Raw genomic sequence first — 19422 nt, 5'->3', positions numbered from 1 at the left:
TCAGTACGGCCCGGCTCCTCCTGACCCGTTCTCGGTGTGCCGGGGCCGGGTGGTCTCCGCGCTTTCTGCCTGCATCTCCTCCAGCACGCCTTCGCCTTCGAGTAGCGCACGCACCTCGGACTCCCGGAACCGACGATGGCCTCCGGGAGTTCGGATACTGCCGATCCGGCCGGCCGCTGCCCATCGTGTGACGGTCTTCGGGTCGACGCGGAACAGCGCGGCCACCTCGCCCGGCGTCAGCAGACGATCTCCAGTGTCCACGGTCCCCTCCTCGCGTCCGCGACGGCTCTGGCGTGGCCAGTCAGCCCCCCGATGGACCGTGTGCCAGATGCCGTAGTGCCAGACGTACGGCCATTAGAGCACCGGCCGACCCCCGTGTCCGGGAAATGCGGAAAGCTACCCGACTGGGCAGTTATCCGGTAGGATTTGCGCCCTATGTTGTAATTTACCCCAGCTCGTCGACCAGCGGGCCACCCGGGCGGGCGGCAGGCACTAGGGTCTACATTCCGTGGACGCCATCGATTCCCGGCTCGTCGACCTGCTGCGCGGCAACGCCCGGCTCTCCTACGCCGAACTCGCCCGCCAAGTCGGACTCTCCGCACCCGCCGTACACGAACGGATCGGCAAACTCGAAACCACCGGGGTGCTGCGCGGCTACCGGGCCGACGTACAGCCGGAGTCGGTCGGCCTCGGCGTCACCGCCCTGATCGGACTGGTCGAAGACTCAGGTGCCGACACCGAGGCGGTGCTGGACGCGCTGCGCGACATGCCGGAGATCGAGTCCTGCTACTTCATGGCCGGCACCGAGTCGTTCCTCTGCCTCGCCCGGGTCGGCACCATCGCCGAGCTGGAACAGCTCATCATGCGGCTGAACCGGACACCGGGGATCGCCAACACCCGGACCAGCGTCACGCTGTCCACCAAATGGGAGAACCGGCCCCGCCCCCTGACCGGGTGATTCGGCGACTGCACTTGTTACCGTCTGCGAGTGAATCAACTGGACCGGTACGACGACGCCGGCCGGGCCTGGGTGACCGACGCGATCGCCAAGGTCGAGGCGGACGCCAACCGGTCCGCCGACACCCACCTGCTGCCGTTCCCACTCCCCCCGTCCTGGGGCATCGACCTCTACCTCAAGGACGAGTCGGTGCACCCGACCGGCTCGCTCAAGCACCGGCTGGCCCGCTCGTTGTTCCTCTACGCCCTGTGCAACGGATGGATCGGGCCGCAGACCACGATCGTCGAAGCGTCGTCCGGCTCCACCGCCATCTCCGAGGCGTACTTCGCCCGGATGCTCGGCCTGCCGTTCGTCGCGGTGATGCCCGCCGGCACGTCGGCGGAGAAGATCGCCCAGATCGAGTTCCACGGTGCCCGCCCCCACCTGGTCCGCGACCCGGCCGCGGTGGTGATCGAGGCACGGTGGCTCGCCGAGGACCTCGGCGGGCACTTCATGGACCAGTTCACCTACGCCGAACGGGCCACCGACTGGCGGGGCAACAACAACATCGCCGAGTCGATCTTCGCCCAGTTGGCGCTGGAACGGCACCCGGTCCCGCACTGGATCGTGGTCGGTGCCGGCACCGGCGGCACCAGCGCCACCATCGGCCGGTACGTCCGCTACCAGCGGCACCGCACCAAGATCTGCGTCGTCGACCCGGAGAACTCCGCCTTCTACCCGGCATGGTGCAGCGGCGACTGGTCGACCTCGACCGGCCGGGGGTCGATGATCGAGGGGATCGGTCGGCCGACCGTCGAAGCGTCCTTCCAGCCGTCCGTGGTGGACCGCATGATCCAGGTCCCGGACGCCGCCTCACTGGCCGCCATGCGCATCGCCAGCGAACTGCTGGGTCGGCGGGTCGGCGGGTCGACCGGCACCAACCTGTGGGGTGCGTTCGGGCTGATCGCGCAGATGCGGGCCGCCGGCGAGCAGGGCTCGGTGGTGACGTTGCTGTGTGACAGCGGCGAACGGTACGCCGCCAGCTACTACTCGTCCGACTGGCTGACCCGGCACGGGATCGATCTGGCCCCGTACCGGGCCGTGGCCGATCAGTTCATGCGTACCGGCGAGTGGCCGACCGACGCGCCATGATCGGGATCAGGCGCGCTGCGCCAGCCCCGGGTAGTGCAGCACGAAACCGTGCGGATCCACCGTCATCTCGGCCGTGAAGCTGTCGCTGCGGTAACGGACCCGGTCAGCGCCGAGCACCGTGTAGGTCTGCTCCATCGGTATCACCTCCAGGCTCGGCACCCGGACCCAGGCCGCGACCAGCCGGTGCTCCTGCCCGACCGGCTGCTCCGACAACCGCAGCCGGCGGATCGGCAGGGTGTTGAACAGCGGCACCCCGCCCAGATCGACGTCGAACGCCGCGTCGAGCCGGCCCGGTTCCTCGGTGCCGGGCAGGCCGACCGGGCTGCGCCCGGCCGCCCGCAGAGCACCGTCCAGGTCGCCCTGTTCGGCGGTGCTCACCCGCCACCGGCCGAGCGCCCGTTCCATCCGTACGGTCCGCAGCCAGCCGGCACCCTCGACGGTGACGGTGAGCCGGACGGCGGCCCACTGCTCGTCGGTGGCGAGTTCGTAGTGGCAGCTGTACGGCAGTGGCGCCGCCACCACCGCCACACCGCGAGCGGTCAGCCCGCGCTGGTCGTCGAAGAGGACATGATCGGCACCGCCGGTGTCCGTCCGCGTCCAGACGATCGATTTCGGCAACGTCGGCATGTTCCCGACCGTACCGGCCCGACGAGCCGCTGCGGAGCGGGTCGCCGGTGCCGGTCACGCACGCGCGTCAGTAGCTGCGGCTCGGCCGCCGGTCAGTGAAGCGCCGGTCACCACCGCCGCGCCGCCGGTCACCACCGGCCCGGTCGGCACCACCGCGGCCGGCCCGGTCGGCACCACCACGGGTGCCCCGCTCGCCGTCGCCCCGGAAGCGGTCCGCTCCGTCGGCCCGGGAGCGGTCGCCCCGCCCTCGGAAGCGATCGGGGCGGTCCGGCCTGAACCGGTCCCCTCGCGGGCGGGACTGCCGGGGCGGCTCCGGCTCGTTCACGATCGGCACGCCGCTCGGCTCCGTCGCTCCGGTCAGCTCGGACAGTGCGGCGTCGCCGCGGCGTACCCGGGTCTGGGCCGGCTCCACCCCGGCCTTCTCCAGCATGGCCAGGGTGCTGCGCCGCTGCTTCGGCAGCACCAGGGTGGCGACCGCGCCGGACTCGCCGGCCCGCGCGGTCCGCCCCGCCCGGTGCAGGTAGTCCTTGGGGTCCTTCGGCGGGTCGACGTGCACCACCAGCGAGACCCCGTCGACGTGAATGCCCCGGGCAGCCACGTCCGTGGCGACCAGGACGTTCGTCCGCCCTTCCTTGAACTCGGCGAGGGTACGGGTGCGTACCCGCTGGGTCTTGCCGCCGTGCAGGGCACCGGCCCGCACGCCGACCGACGCCAGCTGGTCCACCAGCCGGTCCACCCCCAGCTGGGTCCGGGCGAACATCATGGTCCGCCCGGAACGGGCGGCGATCGAGGCGGCCACGGCGAACTTGTCACTCGGCGGGATCAGCAGCAGGTGGTGGTCCATCGTGGTCACGGCGGCAGTGGCCGGCGCGGTGGAATGGGTGACCGGATCGGTCATGAACCGCTGGACCAGCGTGTCGACGTCATTGTCCAAGGTGGCCGAAAAGAGCAGCCGCTGGGCGTCCGCCGGAGTCTTGGCCAGCAGCTCGGTGACCTCTGGCAGGAATCCCATGTCGGCCATCTGGTCGGCCTCGTCCAGGACGGTGATCTCGATGTCGTCCAGCTGGCAGACGCCGCGCTGGATCAGGTCACCAAGCCGCCCCGGAGTGGCCACGATGATTTCCACACCGCGACGCAACGAATCGATCTGCCGGTCGTACGGGACGCCGCCGACCGCGGTCTTGAGGAAGACCCCGACCGCCCGGCCCAGCGGGAACAACGCGTCGTTGACCTGCATCGCCAGCTCACGGGTGGGGACCAGGATCAGGGCCCGGGGCCGCAGTGGGCGGGCCCGGCGGCCGTCGGCGATCCGGGCCAGCAACGGTAGGCCGAACGCGAGGGTCTTACCGGAGCCGGTCTGGCCCCGGCCGAGCACGTCCCGGCCGGCCAACGCGTCGGGCACGGTGGCGCGCTGGATCTCGAACGGAGTGGTGATGCCCTCCCGGGCGAGTGTCCGGACGAGTTGCCGGGGCAACCCGAGCGCCGCGAAGTCAGGCTCGTCGGCAACCGGCTCGGCGGCCCTGGCCGCGACGACCGGCTCAGCGGTCTGCCTGGTCGCCTGCTCCGCAGGCAGGTCAGCGGCTTCGGGCACGGTGTCGAGAACGGAGGGGAACGTGCTGGGATCAGCGAAGGTGGTCAAGAAAACCTCTCAGAGCGGGGCGGATCTTCGCGAATGGCCCGTTCCGGTGTGCACCGTTGAATCGCCCGCAAGATCGCCCATGAGCACGCGGTAGCGCGCCGGGTTGATGATCGAGTGACAAGTGTACGGGTTTGCCGCGCTGCTGCCACCTGACCCGTCCGACCGTGGGCCCGCTCACCTCCGCCGATCCGGCGTCAACCGCCCAGCAGCCCGTCGAAGATGTCGGCGAAGGTGTTACCTACGGCGAACACCGCGACGATGCCGATCACCACCATCACGGCCAGGCCAACCACCATGACCAGCACCACCTTGGTCGTACTGCGGTCCTCCCGCTCAGGCAGGTCAGCCCAGCCCTGGGCCAGGATGTGGCCGGTCAGCGAGCCGGAGTTTTCCACGGCGGGGTTGAACACCACGCCGCCGGGTGCGCCGGACATGCCGCCGGGTGCCCCCATCGGCAGACCCATGGTCGGATCGGCCGCTGGCCGGCTGGTCGGGCCGGGTCCGGGCGTGTCGCTGTCGGGCCGGCGGGCCCCGTACACCCGCCCGGCCGCCGGGGTGGGGGTGCTGCGTGCCCACTGCCCGTCGGCCGGCGAAGGCTCCGGCAGCACGACAGGCTCCGGCGGCTGATGCCAGGGCGTCGGTGGTGACTCGCGCCACGGCGTCGGTGGAACTGCCGGTGGGATCGTGTAGCCCCCGGCCGCCTGGGTCATCTGGTACGCAGTCCCGGCTGGCGGTGGGAACGGCGGCGGCGGAGTCGGGCCCGGTGGGTTCGGACCCGGGCCCGGTGGGTACGGGCCTGGCACCGGAGCGGGTGAGGTCGGCCGTGGCGGCAACGGCGGAGCCGGGGCCGGGGCGGGTTCCGGCTCGGGTGAGTTCGGCCCGGACGGCGGTTCCGCAGGCGCGGGCGGCTGTACCGGGTCGGGGGGTAGGGCCGGATCGCTGGGCGAGGGCTCCTCGGTACGACGCGCACCGTAGACCCGGGTCCCGCCGGTCGGCACCCGGAGCGCCCCGACGTCGCTGGCGGAGACCTGTTGCGCTCCGGCCACCGTGGCGCGGGCACGGGCCGATGCAGCCTCTTCGCTGGCCGCCGGAGGCGACGACGCCGCGGCGGGTGGCTCGGTCGCGGCGGGTGCGGACGCCGACGCGACATGGTCGGCCGGTAGTTGGTCGGCCGGTGGCCGATTAGTCGCGCCCGGCGGCTGCCAGGGCGAGGCAAACGCCGACCATGCGGACGCCGGCGACGCGGGAGCCGGCGAAGTCGGAGCCGACGGTCCGGCCGCCGGCGAAGTCGGAGCCGACGGCTCGGCCGGCGACGACGTACCAGGCACGACCGGGACGTCGGCACTGGAGCCGGTGCCGACCGGCGACGCCCACAGCGCCCCGTCCGGCGGCGGTGGCGGTGGACTGAACGGAGCCGGCAACTCCTCTGCCGGTGGCGGCGCCGATCCTGACCGGTCGACCTGGTCGGGCACCCGCCGCTGACCACCGTCGACCTGGTCCACCGACGACCAGGGCCGAGCTTCGTCCATCACTGCCTCCCGTGCCAGCTCACCGGAACACCTCCGGCCGGTGAGGGGTCCGCCGGTTTACCGTGCCATACCGATGCACCTCGGCACAGCCGGAGTATCGGCGTACCGACCGTGGCCGTCTGTCCGGTCCTGGGCGCAACGGCCCGACCGGAGGACGTACGGTCAGCCTTCCAGCGGGCCTGCGCTCGGCGTGCCGGCCGACGTCGCCGACGCGCTCGGGCCGGCCGACGCGGAACTCGACCCGCTCGGGGTACTGGTCGGCGTCCCGGAGCCACTCGCGTCCGGATCCGGCGTCCCGGAGCCGGGGTCGGTCGGCGATGGACTCGGATCACTCGGCGTCGGCATCGGACCGGGCGTGGACGGGCTGGTCGACGGCGACGGGTCAGGGGACGGCGAATCCGACGGGTCAGGGGACGGCGAATCCGACGGGTCAGGGGACGGCGAATCGGACGGATCGGGCGACGGCGAATCCGTGGGGTCCGGTGTCGGGTCCGGTGTCGGGTCCGGCGACGGGGTGGGCGTCGGAGTCGGGGTGGGCGTCGGAGTCGGGGTGGGCGTCGGAGTCGGTGCGACCTCGCGGATCACCCGGGTCGCCGCGTAGAACCGGGACCACCAGACGGTGGAGACCTTGACCACGTCTCCGGTGGTCGGCGCGTGCACCATCTTGCCGTTGCCGACGTACATCCCGACGTGGTGCACCGTCGTCCAGCTGGAGCCGGAGGCGAAGAAGATCAGGTCGCCGGGGAGCAGCGCCGACCGGTCCACCTTGTTGTGCCGGGTCGCGTAGTACTGGTCCTTGGCGACCCGGGGCAAGCTGAAGTAGTCGGCACCGGGCGACCGGTACGCCGCCCACATCAGGCCGGAACAGTCGTAGCGATGCGGCCCTTCGGCCCCCCACAGGTACGGCTTGCCGAGCTGCTTGAGGGCGAACTCCAGGGCGGCGACGGCACGGGGATGGGCGGCGGCACCGTCGATCCCGTCGATGCCCTGCCCGATTTCCTGCTCGGCGGCCTCCCGCTGGCGTTCGATCGCCACCAGCTGCTCGGTGTTCTGCTCCTTCAACGCGAGCAGCGCGGTCTCCCGCTGCTTGAACGTGCCCTCAGTGCTACCGAACTCGCTGCGCAGCGCGTCGACCAGGGCCAGCGCCGCCGTGTAGGTCTGATACGCCTCCTGCTCGGCGGCTGCGGCGAGCGAGACGTCCCGGTTGGCGGCGTCGGTGCCGACGCCGGGCTGCTGGCCCCGCTGCAGTCGGGACAGGGCGCCGAGGCCGTGCAGGTCACCGCGGTACTCGCCGGGCGGCATCGCGGCGGCGTCCTTCAGCGCGTACGACGCCGCGCTGTCCGCGTCCCGCTGCGCCTCGATCAGTGCGGTCCGCGCCTCGCGCAGCGACTGCTCGGCGGCGGCCAGCGCGGTCTCCGCCGCGGTCTGCTCCTGTTCGAGCTCGAGCATCTGCTGACCGAGCAGCGCGACCTCGGTCTCACCGGCGTAGATCTGCGCGGCGAGCGGGCCCTCCACCGGGGTGGGGGTGATGGCCGGCGCGTCGGTCGTCGGTCCGGTGCCGGGCAACTGCAGGCCGCCGGCGGGCACCGGCCGGCTGCCGGTGTCCGGCACGGTCGCCGGCTGGGCGTACACCGGGGAGGCGAGGGCGACTGCGGTGACGGCACCGAGCAGGCCGGCCCACAGGGCCGGGCTCAGCCGGACCGGAACGGCGCCGACCATCACGAACCGGCGTTGCCGCCGTGCTCCGCCGTGCCGCTGGCCCACTGCCGCGCCCCTGCTTCTTCGTGCCATGCCCGCTCGCTCCCCGTACGGCGCATTTTGTCCGGTGCCGATGCGCCGGAACCGAGTCGCGCCGCCTGGTGTCGCCTGTCCCACATCGGTCTTACCGCACGGGGCTGCTGATGTCGATGATTCATGAGGTAACGAGAAGCTGAGAGGTTGGCGACCCGGGCATGACGCAGGTCGCTGTGCCGCCGGGCGAGGAGCCGACCGGCGGTCCCGGGACGTACGCTCGAACGCGGATCACGGCTGATGGTCGTCGACGGCGGGTCGTCGGCGTGGCCGGCCGGGAAGGGGCGTGGCGGACGTGGACGCTGGTCGCAAGCGTGAGCTCGAAGAGAAGGTGTACGCCGGGGAGCGGCTGGACCACACCGACGGGGTGGACCTGTACGCCAGCGACGACCTGGCCTGGCTGGGCCGGCTGGCGCATCATCGGCGGACCGAGCTCAACGGCGACCGGGTGATGTTCAACGTCAACCGGCATCTCAACCTGACCAACGTGTGCAGTGCCTCCTGCGCGTACTGCTCGTTCCAGCGCAAGCCGGGCGAGAAGGACGCGTACACGATGCGCATCGACGAGGCCGTCCGTAAGGCCAAGGAGATGGAGGACGAGCAGCTCACCGAGCTGCACATCGTCAACGGCCTGCACCCGACCCTGCCCTGGCGGTACTACCCGAAGGTGCTGCGCGAGCTCAAGGCGGCGCTGCCGAACGTCAAGCTCAAGGCGTTCACCGCGACCGAGGTGCAGTGGTTCGAGAAGATCAGCGGGCTGCCGGCGGACGAAATCCTCGACGAGCTGATGGACGCCGGCCTGGAGTCGCTGACCGGTGGCGGCGCGGAGATCTTCGACTGGGAGGTCCGCCAGCACATCGTCGACCACGCCTGTCACTGGGAGGACTGGTCACGGATTCACCGGCTGGCGCACAGCAAGGGGCTGCGGACGCCATCGACGATGCTCTACGGCCACATCGAGGAGCCCCGGCACCGGGTGGACCACGTGCTGCGGCTGCGCGAGTTGCAGGACGAGACCGGCGGTTTCACCGTCTTCATCCCGCTGCGCTACCAGCACGACTTCGTCGACTCGGCGGACGGCAAGATCCGAAACCGGATCCAGGAGCGCACCACGATGGCGGCACCGGCCGAGTCGTTGAAGACCTTCGCGGTGTCCCGGCTGCTGTTCGACAACGTGCCGCACGTCAAGTGTTTCTGGGTGATGCACGGGCTGTCCGTGGCGCAGTTGTCGCTCAACTTCGGCGTCGACGACCTGGACGGGTCGGTGGTCGAGTACAAGATCACCCACGACGCGGACTCCTACGGCACGCCGAACACCATGCACCGAGAGGACCTGCTGCACCTGATCTGGGACGCCGGCTTCCAGCCGGTCGAGCGGGACACCCGCTACCAGGTGGTACGCGAGTACGACCGGCCGCCGGCGCTGGCCGACCGGCGGGCCGAGCCGCAGCAGATCTGGGCCTGAGCGAGGCCGCCGCAGATCTGGGCCTTGGCGAGCCGGAACGGCAACGCCTTCGAGCGGCCCGGACCGGCCTGATCCGGCCGGCAGGTGTCGACCCGCCCTGGCGTGGGTAGGACGCTGCGGTGAGTCAGCCGCGCGGCATGCTGTCCCGCCTCCGTGGCGTGTGGGGCAGTTTCTGGGCGGTACCGGCGGCGTTCGCGACCGGCGCGGTGCTCGGCGCGATCCTGCTCACCGCCCTGGACCTGCGGCTGCGACTGCCACTGGACGGCTTCCTGCCGAGCGGGCCGGCCGGCGCGAGATCGCTGCTGTCGTCGGTGATCACCGCGATGATCTCGTTCACCGCGCTGGTCTTCTCCATCACGGTGGTCGCGGTGCAGCTGGCTTCCAGCCAGTACTCACCCCGGGTGCTACGGACGTTCCTGCGCGACCGGGTCACCCAGGCCACCCTGGGCACGTTCGTCGCGACGTTCCTGTTCGCGATGGTGGTCCTCGCCGCGCTACCGGGCCGGGCCGAGGCCCGGCTGCCGGCGCTGTCGCTGGCCGTGTCGATGGCCCTGGTGCTGGGCAGCACCGGGATGTTCATCTACTACCTGCACCACATGACCGCGCTGATGCGGGTCTCGCACATGATCGCGGCGATCGGGGTGCAGAGCAGGCGCAGCATCGACCGGTGGGCGGCCCGGCCGACCGATCCGACCGGTTCCCCGGACGGCCCGATCGTCGACGTGCTGGCCGCACCGGCCACCGGGGTGGTCGTCGCGGTCGACGTCAATCTGCTGGCGCGGCTCGCCCGCCGGTACGGCTGCGCTCTCACGGTCGAGCGGATCCCGGGCGAGTTCGTGGTGGCCGGCATGCCACTGGTCGCCGTGCACGCCGTCGGTGACGCCCCGCCGGGCCCGGTTGACGCGACGCTGGCCGGGCAGGCCGTCGAGGTCGGCGTCGAACGGGTACCCGGCCAGGACGTCGGCTTCGGGCTACGGCAGCTCGCCGACATCGCCGAACGGGCGCTCTCGCCCGGCATCAACGACGCCACCACCGCCGTCCGCGCCCTGCAGGAGGCGCACGACCTGCTACGCCGACTGGCCGACCGGCCGGACCGACCGCGGATCGTCCAGGACGACGACGGGACGGTCCGGGTCCACGTCCGCCGGCAGTCGTTCGCCAGCCACCTCGCCACCTCGATCACCGACGTCCGGCGGGCCGCCACTGACCAGCCGAGGGTCATCGAGCTGATCGACAGCATTCTCGCCGACCTGACCACGGCGGTCCGGCCCGAGCACCGGCCGGACATCCAACGGTGCCAGGCGGCCTCACCGGTCGCCGACACCACGGGACATCGCTGAGTACCAGCGGCGACCGGCGGTGGCGGTCACCCCGTGCGCCAGGGTGCTGGCCGCGATCACCAGCGTCCCGGCCGCCCACAGCCGGGAATCCGTCGCCCCCTCGGCGTAGCTGTACGTCAGGTAGAACAGCGCGGACACGCCGATCGGGCCGAACCAGCCGAGAAACACGGTGTCCCGCCACGACATGCCCAGCGCCGGCCGCAGGGCCAGCACCACCGGCAGCCGGCGCAGCAGTAGCACGGCCACCGGGAACGCCACGACGGGCCAGCCGAGCTCCAGCCACTGCCGCCACGGGACCACCAGACCCAGCAGGAAGAACACCGGCAGGACGAGATACCGGGTGAGCGCGTCGTCGAGTTGCTGCTCGGACGCCCGGGACCGGCGGCCGATCATCCGGTTGTAGGCCAGGCCGGTGACGAACACGGCGAGGATCGCGTCGGTACCGGCGACCCGGGCGACGCCCAGAGCGGCCACGCCGAGAACCACGGCGAAGACCAGCAGCGAGCCCTGGTCGACCTGCTCCCGCGCCTCGGCGGCCCGTACCGCCCAACCGGCCAGGTAGCCGACCGCCCCGCCGACCAGAACCGCCCCGCCGACGCCCCAGGCCGCCTCGACCGCCTGCTGGCCGGCCGGCCGGGCGGCGGCTGCGATCAACGCCAGCGCGACCAACAGGTACGCGAGCCCGTCGTTGATCCCGGACTCACCGCTGATCACCTGACGCAGCCGGGCCGGCAGTGCCCGTTCGGCTGGTGTCCCGGACACGACGCTCGACGCCAGCACCGGGTCGGTCGGGGTCAGGCAGACCCCGAGGAGCACCGCCAGGGCGACCGGTAGGCCGAGCAGCAGCCAGGCCAGACCGGCGCTGACCACCGCCATCCCGACCATGCCCAGGGTCAGCAGCACCCCGACCGGGCGGGCCACCATCAGATATCCGGTGGCGGGAAACCGCAGCGCCACCGCCATCAGCGACACGGCCAGCAGAATCCGGCTGGCCTCCCGGAGCAGGCCGGTGGTGTCGTGGTCGGACGGATCGATCAGCCCGGACACCGGGCCGACCAGGATGCCGAGCAGCAACGCGAGCAGCGGTTCGCTGACCGGCGCGCGGCGGATGGCGCTCGACCAGAAGGCCAGCAGTACGGCGAGCACGCCGACCAGCGCGTAGCTCAGGTGCAGCGGGTGCATCCGGACACCTCCACCGCAGCGGCCAGCGGTTCATACCTGGCAGCGCCGACCCTCGGTGCCCCGTGCCATCGGGGGTCGGCAGTCACCTGGGCCGGTTATCCGGATGCCGGCTTGGCAAACCTGGTCCGGGTGCGGCACAAGCTCAGGCGTACCCTCATGGGGTCATGACGGAATCGAAGAGCGACAGTCTCCCGCGCCGGGACGCCGCAGGTCGGGTCGCCGCGTTGCCGGATCTGCTCGGCGTGGTCGGCGCCGGACTGGTGATCGGACTGGTCGTGCTGCTGCTGTTCGACGGCGTGTTCACGCTGATCGGCGACGGCCGACTCGGCCAGTCGAACGGCTGGCTGGCGGTGATCCTGCCGGCGTGGCTGTTCGCCGACGACTTCCGGGCCTGGGCCGGCGGCTCCGCCCGGTTCGTCGCCGCTGCCGTCGCGACCGGGGTCGGGGTCACGTCCGGGCTGCTCGCCGCCGGGATAGCGGCCGAGCTGCCGGCGACGGCCGGCGGCGCAATCGGGGCGGCGGTCTTCGCCCTGGTGTACGCGGCGGTCTGGTTCCATGGCGTCCGGTGGCTGGACGGCCGGTGAGGAGAGGCATGAGCCCTGCGGTGAAGTACACGCTCGGCCGGATCGGGCTGTTCGTGGTCGTCGTGCTGGCCCTCTGGCCGATCGACCTCAACATCTTTCTGAAGCTCATGATCGCGGTCATTTTCTCGGCCGCGCTGTCCTGGTTTCTGATGCGCGGCTGGCGGGACGAGATGGCGCAGCAGATCGCCGAGTCCGCCGAGCGCCGCCGGTCCGAGAAGGAACGGTTGCGGTCCGCGCTGGCCGGCGAGGACCAGACCGACGGTACGGTCGGCAAGTCCGGTACGGCCGGCAGGTCCCAGGAGGATTCCTAGCATTCGCCCCGGCCCGGTGACCGTACGGCCGGCCGACCCCAGCCCAGGGCCGGCCGGTACAACGCGGCAGTCCTGCCCTAGCCGGGCAGTTGTGCCTCGATCGCGGCGACCACCGCGTCGTCGGTCGGCTCGACCCGGGGCCGGAACCGGCCGACCACCCGGCCGTCCGGCGCGATCAGGAACTTCTCGAAATTCCACTGGATGTCACCGGCCGTGCCGTCGGCGTCGGCGGTTTCAGTCAGCTCGGCGTAGACCGGGTGCCGGCCGGGCCCGTTGACCTCGATCTTGGCGAACATCGGGAACGTCACGCCGTACGTCGCCGAGCAGAACTCCTGGATCTCCTCGGCGCTGCCCGGCTCCTGGCCACCGAACTGGTTGCACGGGAAGCCGACCACCGAGAAGCCCCGGTCGGCGTACCGCTCGTGCAGCTGTTCCAGGCCGGCGTACTGCGGGGTCAGCCCGCACTTCGACGCCACGTTGACCACCAACAGTGCCTTGCCGGCGTAGTCCCCCAACGAGCCGGGCTGCCCGGCCAGGGTGGTGAGCGGAATGTCGTAGATCCCCACGTCTCGATCCTCTCTCCCGCCCGGTGCGCTCACACCGGCCGGCCGTCGTGCAGGTAGGCGACGTGTCCGTGATCGGCCGCCGCGAGTGCGCACCGCACCCGCCTGCCAACATAAGCCGCCGCAGCCTTCCGACCGCCTCGGGGCGGACGAACTGGTTGGTAGGCTCGAAACCATGAACCAGCCCGTACTCGCCTACCGATGGAGTCGGAGCGAGTTCGTGCGCGCCTTTGAAGCGGGTGCCTTCGACCGCCGGGTCGAGCTCGTCGAAGGAGAGATCTGGCCAGTGGTGATCGGTTCGTGGCACGGCGACACCGTCGGTCAACTGCTGGCGCTGCTGCCACGATCCGGGGTGCGGGTGACGACTGCGACCCTGCCGACCGGGGAGTCGCTTCCCGACCCGGACTGCTGGGTGCGTCGAGCCGACGCGGATCCGATCGGGTCCGTCGGGACCCGGCTGTCGGTCTGGGACGCCGCCGACGTGCTGCTCGTGGTCGAGGTCGCCGACGAGACCGCGATCCAGGACCTCAACGTCAAGGCCAGGCTCTACGGTCAGGCCGGTTACCCCGTGTACTGGGTGGTCACCCAGGAGGCGATCTACGAACACACCGGTCCTGTCGCAACCGGGTACCGCACGCGGGTCGAGTACCGGCACGGTGAGCGCATCCCGGTTCCGTACACCCGGATGGACCTCGCGATCGACGACCTGATCGCCCCGCGTCTCGGTTGACCGCCCCATTCCCTTTCCCATCTCGTGGTTCCGCCTCATCCTGATACATCTGCGGCCTACTCGGACGATCGACCCGGCTGCCCTGTCGACGAAGGGTGCCCGTGATGCCGGCGGCATCACGGGCACCTGGTGCCGCCGGTATCAGCACCGCGGTTCGGTCGGTCAGCCGCGCCGCCACTTCTGGTTGGCGCCGCCGTGGCACTCGTAGATGATCAGGCGGGCACCGTCGGCGGTGTTCCAGTCGACCACGTCGACGCACTTGTTGGCCTGCGGGTTTACCAGGTCACCGGCGCCGGAGAGCACCCACTGCTGGGCCGGGTTGCCACTGCAGTTCGCGAGCTGCACCACGGCGCCGTTGGCGGTCGAGCCCCAGGCGACGTCCATGCACAGGCCCAGCGCCCGGATGGTGCCGTCGCCGGAGAAGGTCCAGTTCTGCGCGTTGGTGCCGTTGCACCGGTACAGCTGCAGGTACTGGCCGTCGACTCCGTTGGAGTTCGGTACGTCGATGCACTTGTCGGCGAGCCCGATGATCCGGCTGGTCGAACCGCCGCCGGTGGTGGTCAACGACAGCCCGTAGCGGGAAAGGATCTCGTTGACCGGCTGGTAGACGGTGGTGCCGCCGGAGCTGCAGTTGCCGCCGGCGCCGGAGGTGACGCCCTGCGCCTGGGTGCCGGCGAGGAACGAGCCGCCGGAGTCACCGGGCTGCGCACAGGCGCTGCTGGAGACCAGTCCGTAGACGAGCTGGCCTGAGTAGTTGACGGTGACATTCTTGGCGGTGATGGTGCCGCACCGCCAGCCGGTGGTCCGGCCGGACCGGCAGACGGCGGCCCCGACCGCCGCCTCCTGGGAGCCGGTGACGTTGACCGTGCCGCCGCCGTAGTTGTTCACCCAGGGCCGGGGCACCCAGTTGGCGTTGGTCTGCACCCAGGCCAGGTCGTCGCCGGGGAACGACGACCCCCGGAAGGTGCCCTGCGCGACCCCGCTGCCGGCGGTGGAGGCCCCGACGCCGCCACAGTGGCCGGCGGTGACGAATCCACCGGCGACGGCGAAGCCGACCGAGCAGAGCACACTGTCGTTGATCACGTACTGGTCGCCGCCCCGAATGTCGTACACCGGGCGGTAGGCGTCGTCGCTGCGTACCACCGATGTGGCGGCGGTGGGCAGCCCGGCGGCGCGGGCGAAGCCGGCCGCCGCCGCGACGTCGGCGGCCTCGATGGTCACCGTGTTGGTGACCGGGTCGACGTACCAGGAGTGCACGGCGGTGTCGGCGCTGGCGGCCTGTCGGTCGAGTCCGGCGGCGAGCCGGTCCAGCTCGGCGAGGCTGCGGGTGACGGTCCGGGGCTCGGCACCGGCTGCGCGGACCCGGGCGGCCTGCGCCGGGTCGGTCACCCCGACGACGACGGTACGGCCGTCGTCGGCGACCCAGGTGCCGGCGTACGCGTCGGCCAGTTCGGTGCGCAGGCGGTGTTCGATCGGTACGGCGGCCGCCTCGACGGCGAGCCGGGTGGCCAGTTGGTCCGGGGTGAGGTCGAGATCCCGGCGCAGCGCGGCGATCTGGCCGGCGGGCAGCGCGGCCATATCGGCGGTTGCGGCGGAGTCGGCCGGATCGGCGATCTCGGTGGCGGCGGCCGGCGCGCTCGTGGCGGGGCCGGAGGTGCCGGCGGTCGGCGCGGCGGCGGCCGGTGGCGGTACGGCGAGCAGGCTGGCGCTCAGGGTCAGGCCCAGCAGCGCACCCAGCTTGCGGTTCATCTGCATACCTCCGAGAGGTCGATGTGAGCAAGTCGTGAGAGCGCTCTCAGGAAGGAAAGTTTACTAATTGACAAACTTCTGTCAATATCCACAGAGGTCGACCCGATCACCTACGGTCGGAGACCGTCGACGGATGCCGCCGGCGGACGGGTTCGGCCGGGGTCGGGCTGGATTCGCCCGGTGCGCCGCGGACCGGTTCTCCTGACCGCCGCAGGCGGCTGCGCCGTGCCGCGCTGGCCCGACTCCGGTCATGGCGCGGTCAGCCACGCGGTCGTCGACGTACTCGGGAACGCGTTGGCCAACCGGGTCAGCTCGGCGGTCCGCCAGCCTGCCGCCGGCGCCGCGTCATTGACAGCCCGTCGACGGCCAGCATGATCACGCCATGGCGTGCCCACGACAGTTCTGCGAGGACGACATCGGGGACGTCCGACAGTGAGGTGTACGGAGCCGACGGCACAGATCCCCTCTTCCCCGGCTTCGAGGATCACCGACGCCACCGGCACCGCCGGGCTGACCGGCACCGACGCCACGAGTTGAAGGTGAGACACCTTTCCCGCCGACTGAAAGGTATCTCACCTTCAACTGATCTTGGTGATCCCGGCCGGGCGGGCAGGTGACCCCGGCTTGGTGGGTGTCGGGGCGTGCGTCGGTCAGGGTGAGCCGTGCAGGACGACCCGGTAGCCGAGTTGCTGGCCGTAGGTCATCAACGGGCGCAGGGTCGGGACGAGTTCGGTGGCCTGCGTGGACCAGTGGTGTCCCCGGTTGCTGTCGAATCGGCGGTGGCGGGCAGATGCCGTCTGTCGCTGTCGCCGCAACTCGCGTCGCAGGTGGTGCAGCCGCTTGGACGCCGTGGACCGGCCGGAGCGCCAGTCGAGCCAGCGTAGCCACCAGTCACGTAGCATCTCGGTGATCATTTCTCTCCCTTGATCAATTGGTCGATGGTCAGGTTTCCGTGCGCCGGGGTAGTCGGTAGAGTCCGTGGCGCTGGACGAATATCTCCCGCCGTTCGGCTGCGTTGCCGTGGCGGTCGATGACGTATCCGGTGATCCAGATCCACCCGTCGTAGGTCCACTTCCGGTCGACGGCGATGACCCGGAGTCGGATGGCGCGGTCATCGGCGAACTGGACGCTGGCTTCCCGGCCGATGATCAGCACGTCGCCGGGTTTCGGCTCCGGTGTGGCGAGTAGCCGGCTACTCACCAGGCCGATCCGCCATCGGGTACGTCGTACGCCCGCAGTCCGGGCACCACCTGGACTTGACCTTGAACGACCACAACCCCGCGCAGAAGCCGAGCAGCGCCGCGCTGAACAACGCTCCCACTTCCATCATCGACATCCCCTCCTGTGGGATCGACACAGCATCAGCGCCACCACCCAATGAACCGCCAGTACAGGTACCCGGACCTGTGCAGCGGCAGATCGGTCATGGCGTCTATCAGGCACGTGGCCATGTAGACCGACAGCGACACCCGTGCGCCGGTGTACTCGGCGAGGAGCTCCTGACGGCGCGCGTCGCACGGCCATGGAAGTCCGCACTTCGCACACATCCAGTGGGGACGATCCGGAGTGTGCGTGCTCACTGGGCTTCCTTCGGCCAGTGCCCCCGGTTGATAGGGACGTGTTGAGACATGCCCGCTCCCTCGCATCTGCGCGATGTGGCTCGTGCGTCCATTTTGCGCGCGCACTTTTGTGGAGTCAAGGATTGGCAGCCATCTAGGATTGACGAAATATGGATGGCCGAGAACGAGGCGTCAGGAGCAGAATGTGGGCATGACGAGCCCGACCTTCGTGCGGTTCCAGCTCGGCGTGCAGCTCCGCCGAGCACGCGAGGAAGCCAACGTGACCACCGAGAAGGCAGCTGACACCATCGAAGTCTCGGCAAGCACCTTGCGCCGCATCGAGCAGGGCAGGGTCGGGCTGAAGGGTCCGGCGCTGAACGCCCTACTGGACCTGTACGGCGTGGCCGACGCCGAGCTGCGCGAGACCCTGCTGTCGATGGCGCGGAGCGGCAAGCAACGCGGCTGGTGGGCGAAGTACGGAGACCTGCCGAACTCGTACCGGCAGTACATCGGACTGGAGTCCGCCGCCACGACGATCCAGAACTTCGAGACGCTCGTGGTGCCCGGCCTGCTGCAGACCGTCGACTACACCCGTGCGATCACGGTCGCTGACGCATCGCAGCCCACACCGCAGGCCGTAGAGGAACGGGTAGCGGTCCGCGTGGAGCGACAGAAGCTGCTCACCGAGGAGAAGCTCCGCCTGGTCGCGGTCATCGACGAGGCAGTGCTGCACCGCCGGATCGGCGGACCGGAGATCATGACCAACCAGCTGACAGCGCTGCTCGAAGCCCAGGACCGGTGGAACGTGATCATTCAGGTCATCCCGTTCGGGGAGGGTGCATACGCCTCGATGCTGTCGAGCTTCCACATCCTCAGCTTCGACGAGGGGCCGGGGGTGGTCTACATCGAAGGGCTGACCGGAGACCTCTACGCTGAAGGTGAGGATGTGCAGAGGTGCGCCAAGGTCTTCGACGACCTGCGGGCATCTGCCCTGTCACCCGCAGCATCGGCCGAGATGATCAAGGACCTCCGGGATAGGGAGACACCATGAAGGCACTCGACAACCAGTGGCGCACGAGCAGCCGCAGCGGCGGCAACGGTGCCTGCGTGGAGGCACGGTACGTCGACCAGGCCGCCCAGGTGCGTGACAGCAAGGACCAGGCTGGGCCGGTGCTGTCCTTCACCCCGGCCCAGTGGACCGGCTTCGTCCAGGACATCAGGACCGGCAGGTTCGAAGCCTGATACCCGTCCGACCGCTGGCCCGGCAAGCGAAGGCCAGCGGTGCTGCTCCGTCGATGTCCGCCTGGAGCGTTGGTAAGCGATCCGACCGCTGGCAGAGGGGCGAGCTAGATTCGCCCGGTGCGTCGCGGACCGGTTCTCCTGACCGCCGCAGGCGGGTGCGCCGTGATCCACGTCGCTGGCGTTTTGACAGCCAGCCCGGCCTGGCGCTACGCCGAGGTGCTGGCGATCGGCCTGCTCGTCGCCTACGCCGTGGCCAGCGGGCTGCCGACGCCACGTTGGGCGGTGCCGGCGGCGCTCGCCGTCCTGATGCTGGACGCCGTCCGGACGATGCCCGGTGACCGCGCCGAGGGCCACGGCTGGCAGGTGCTGCGGCCGGATACCGCCGGCGTCGACCGATTCGCCGGCGTCGAGGCGGGCCTCGCCCTCTGCTGGGCGTCGCTGACCGCAGTGGCGGTGCTGGTCGCGGCGTGGCACCGCCACCCCCGGCGGCGCCGGCCAGCAGTCGCCACAGCGCTGGCAGCCGTGGTGATCACCGGGTACGCGGCGATCCGGATCATCGCCAGCTGGCTGACCATGGCGATCAACCACCGCGACCATTCGACCGGAGCGGACCTGGCCGGCTCGGTGATCGCCGTGAGCCTGGCGGTGCTGCCGCCGTTGGGGCTCGGGTTGGCCGCGCTGGCGCTCGCCACGGCGCTGGCCGGGCACCGCCGGTGGCTCGCCTCGGCCGGGGCGGCGCTGCTCGCCGTCACCGCGCTGCCCCATGTGGACGCGGCCATCCGGGCCGTGCCGCTGCCCCTGCACGCGGGCGACCAGCTGGCCTGGTCCGCCGCCTACGCCATCGGGTCCACGCCGTCGACGCCGTACCCGGTCACGGCGCTCATCACGCTGCTGGAACTGACCGCGTACCTGCTGCTCGTCACGGGCTTGGCCGATTTCCACCCGCCGACATCCACTGCCCGGACCGAGGCAGACCAGTCGCGGCGGTGAGCCCTCGGGGCCGCTGCCGCACTCGCTGACCG

22 protein-coding genes are annotated in these 19422 nt (G+C 70.9%); 11 read left to right on the top strand and 11 right to left on the bottom strand.

Features of this window, described 5'->3' with window-relative positions; all coding sequences use genetic code 11:
* Nucleotides 1-261, bottom strand: coding sequence for a BldC family transcriptional regulator (locus tag O7543_RS21515; RefSeq protein WP_281552188.1), 261 nt, complete (start codon nt 259-261; stop codon nt 1-3).
* A 247-nt stretch (nt 262-508) separates the two neighbouring features.
* Here O7543_RS21515 and O7543_RS21510 point away from each other — a divergent pair, with 247 nt between their 5' ends.
* Together O7543_RS21510 and O7543_RS21505 are read left to right on the top strand one after the other, a co-directional pair.
* Nucleotides 509-958, top strand: coding sequence for an Lrp/AsnC family transcriptional regulator (locus tag O7543_RS21510; protein WP_281552189.1), 450 nt, complete (start codon nt 509-511; stop codon nt 956-958).
* Nucleotides 959-988: 30 nt separating this feature from the next.
* Complete coding sequence (locus O7543_RS21505) at nt 989-2089, top strand: PLP-dependent cysteine synthase family protein (RefSeq protein WP_281552190.1); 1101 nt, start codon at nt 989-991, stop codon at nt 2087-2089.
* A gap of 6 nt (nt 2090-2095) precedes the next feature.
* On the opposite strand, the gene O7543_RS21500 is transcribed toward O7543_RS21505, so the two are convergent.
* From O7543_RS21500 to O7543_RS21490, 3 genes are all read right to left on the bottom strand, one after another.
* Nucleotides 2096-2716 carry a putative glycolipid-binding domain-containing protein gene (locus O7543_RS21500; protein WP_281552191.1) on the bottom strand — a complete coding sequence of 207 codons (621 nt, stop codon included), beginning with the start codon at nt 2714-2716 and terminating at the stop codon, nt 2096-2098.
* Between the two features lie 67 nt (nt 2717-2783).
* Complete coding sequence (locus O7543_RS21495) at nt 2784-4190, bottom strand: DEAD/DEAH box helicase (RefSeq protein ID WP_281555754.1); 1407 nt, start codon at nt 4188-4190, stop codon at nt 2784-2786.
* Between the two features lie 359 nt (nt 4191-4549).
* Nucleotides 4550-4963 (bottom strand): hypothetical protein, encoded by a 414-nt coding sequence (locus tag O7543_RS21490; protein ID WP_281552192.1) that lies wholly within the window; start codon nt 4961-4963, stop codon nt 4550-4552.
* 439 nt (nt 4964-5402) lie between these two features.
* Between O7543_RS21490 and O7543_RS21485 the strand changes: the two genes are divergently transcribed.
* Entirely contained in the window at nt 5403-5837 is a 435-nt protein-coding gene (locus O7543_RS21485; protein WP_281552193.1) for a hypothetical protein, read from the top strand.
* A 209-nt stretch (nt 5838-6046) separates the two neighbouring features.
* Here O7543_RS21485 and O7543_RS21480 read toward each other — a convergent pair whose 3' ends face one another.
* The gene (locus O7543_RS21480) at nt 6047-7675 is read right to left on the bottom strand and encodes a C40 family peptidase (protein ID WP_281552194.1); all 1629 of its coding nucleotides are present in this window, start codon (nt 7673-7675) and stop codon (nt 6047-6049) included.
* A 295-nt stretch (nt 7676-7970) separates the two neighbouring features.
* Between O7543_RS21480 and mqnE the strand changes: the two genes are divergently transcribed.
* Both mqnE and O7543_RS21470 read left to right on the top strand, forming a co-directional pair.
* Nucleotides 7971-9140 carry an aminofutalosine synthase MqnE gene (gene mqnE / locus O7543_RS21475; protein WP_281555755.1) on the top strand — a complete coding sequence of 390 codons (1170 nt, stop codon included), beginning with the start codon at nt 7971-7973 and terminating at the stop codon, nt 9138-9140.
* A 119-nt stretch (nt 9141-9259) separates the two neighbouring features.
* A complete protein-coding gene (locus tag O7543_RS21470; protein WP_281552195.1) occupies nt 9260-10480 on the top strand; it encodes a DUF2254 domain-containing protein in 1221 nt (406 codons plus the stop codon).
* On the opposite strand, the gene O7543_RS21465 is transcribed toward O7543_RS21470, so the two are convergent.
* Complete coding sequence (locus O7543_RS21465) at nt 10448-11662, bottom strand: cation:proton antiporter (RefSeq protein WP_281552196.1); 1215 nt, start codon at nt 11660-11662, stop codon at nt 10448-10450. The two genes, O7543_RS21470 and O7543_RS21465, sit on opposite strands and share 33 nt — an antisense overlap.
* A 164-nt stretch (nt 11663-11826) precedes the next feature.
* Here O7543_RS21465 and O7543_RS21460 point away from each other — a divergent pair, with 164 nt between their 5' ends.
* Nucleotides 11827-12246, top strand: coding sequence for a hypothetical protein (locus tag O7543_RS21460; protein ID WP_281552197.1), 420 nt, complete (start codon nt 11827-11829; stop codon nt 12244-12246).
* Between the two features lie 8 nt (nt 12247-12254).
* Nucleotides 12255-12557 carry a DUF4229 domain-containing protein gene (locus tag O7543_RS21455; RefSeq protein ID WP_281552198.1) on the top strand — a complete coding sequence of 101 codons (303 nt, stop codon included), beginning with the start codon at nt 12255-12257 and terminating at the stop codon, nt 12555-12557.
* A 77-nt stretch (nt 12558-12634) separates the two neighbouring features.
* On the opposite strand, the gene O7543_RS21450 is transcribed toward O7543_RS21455, so the two are convergent.
* Entirely contained in the window at nt 12635-13123 is a 489-nt protein-coding gene (locus O7543_RS21450) for a glutathione peroxidase (protein WP_281552199.1), read from the bottom strand.
* Between the two features lie 172 nt (nt 13124-13295).
* On the opposite strand from O7543_RS21450, the gene O7543_RS21445 reads away from it, so the two are divergent.
* Nucleotides 13296-13850 (top strand): Uma2 family endonuclease, encoded by a 555-nt coding sequence (locus tag O7543_RS21445; protein WP_281552200.1) that lies wholly within the window; start codon nt 13296-13298, stop codon nt 13848-13850.
* A gap of 162 nt (nt 13851-14012) precedes the next feature.
* On the opposite strand, the gene O7543_RS21440 is transcribed toward O7543_RS21445, so the two are convergent.
* The 4 genes from O7543_RS21440 to O7543_RS21425 form a co-directional block, all read right to left on the bottom strand.
* Complete coding sequence (locus O7543_RS21440; RefSeq protein WP_281552201.1) at nt 14013-15599, bottom strand: ricin-type beta-trefoil lectin domain protein; 1587 nt, start codon at nt 15597-15599, stop codon at nt 14013-14015.
* A 650-nt stretch (nt 15600-16249) separates the two neighbouring features.
* Nucleotides 16250-16513, bottom strand: coding sequence for a hypothetical protein (locus tag O7543_RS21435; RefSeq protein ID WP_281552202.1), 264 nt, complete (start codon nt 16511-16513; stop codon nt 16250-16252).
* A 28-nt stretch (nt 16514-16541) separates the two neighbouring features.
* Entirely contained in the window at nt 16542-16799 is a 258-nt protein-coding gene (locus O7543_RS21430) for a hypothetical protein (RefSeq protein ID WP_281552203.1), read from the bottom strand.
* A complete protein-coding gene (locus tag O7543_RS21425; RefSeq protein WP_278173158.1) occupies nt 16792-16929 on the bottom strand; it encodes a hypothetical protein in 138 nt (45 codons plus the stop codon). Before O7543_RS21425 ends, O7543_RS21430 begins: the two co-directional genes overlap by 8 nt.
* A gap of 440 nt (nt 16930-17369) precedes the next feature.
* Here O7543_RS21425 and O7543_RS21415 point away from each other — a divergent pair, with 440 nt between their 5' ends.
* The 3 genes from O7543_RS21415 to O7543_RS21405 all read left to right on the top strand — a co-directional run bounded on the left by O7543_RS21415 (nt 17370) and on the right by O7543_RS21405 (nt 19390).
* On the top strand, nt 17370-18209 hold the full coding sequence (locus O7543_RS21415) for a helix-turn-helix transcriptional regulator (protein WP_281552204.1): 840 nt from the start codon (nt 17370-17372) through the stop codon (nt 18207-18209).
* Nucleotides 18206-18400 carry a DUF397 domain-containing protein gene (locus O7543_RS21410; protein ID WP_278173156.1) on the top strand — a complete coding sequence of 65 codons (195 nt, stop codon included), beginning with the start codon at nt 18206-18208 and terminating at the stop codon, nt 18398-18400. The genes O7543_RS21415 and O7543_RS21410 overlap by 4 nt, the downstream gene beginning before the upstream one ends.
* Before the next feature lie 183 nt (nt 18401-18583).
* A complete protein-coding gene (locus O7543_RS21405) occupies nt 18584-19390 on the top strand; it encodes a hypothetical protein (RefSeq protein ID WP_281552205.1) in 807 nt (268 codons plus the stop codon).
* Nucleotides 19391-19422 lie beyond the last annotated feature (32 nt).

Origin of the sequence: Solwaraspora sp. WMMA2080 (assembly GCF_027497395.1) — a bacterium.
In the GTDB taxonomy this organism is placed as follows: Bacteria; Actinomycetota; Actinomycetes; order Mycobacteriales; family Micromonosporaceae; genus Micromonospora_E.
Note: the sequence above shows the minus strand (reverse complement) of the source record. Positions and strands in the feature narration are given on the sequence as shown.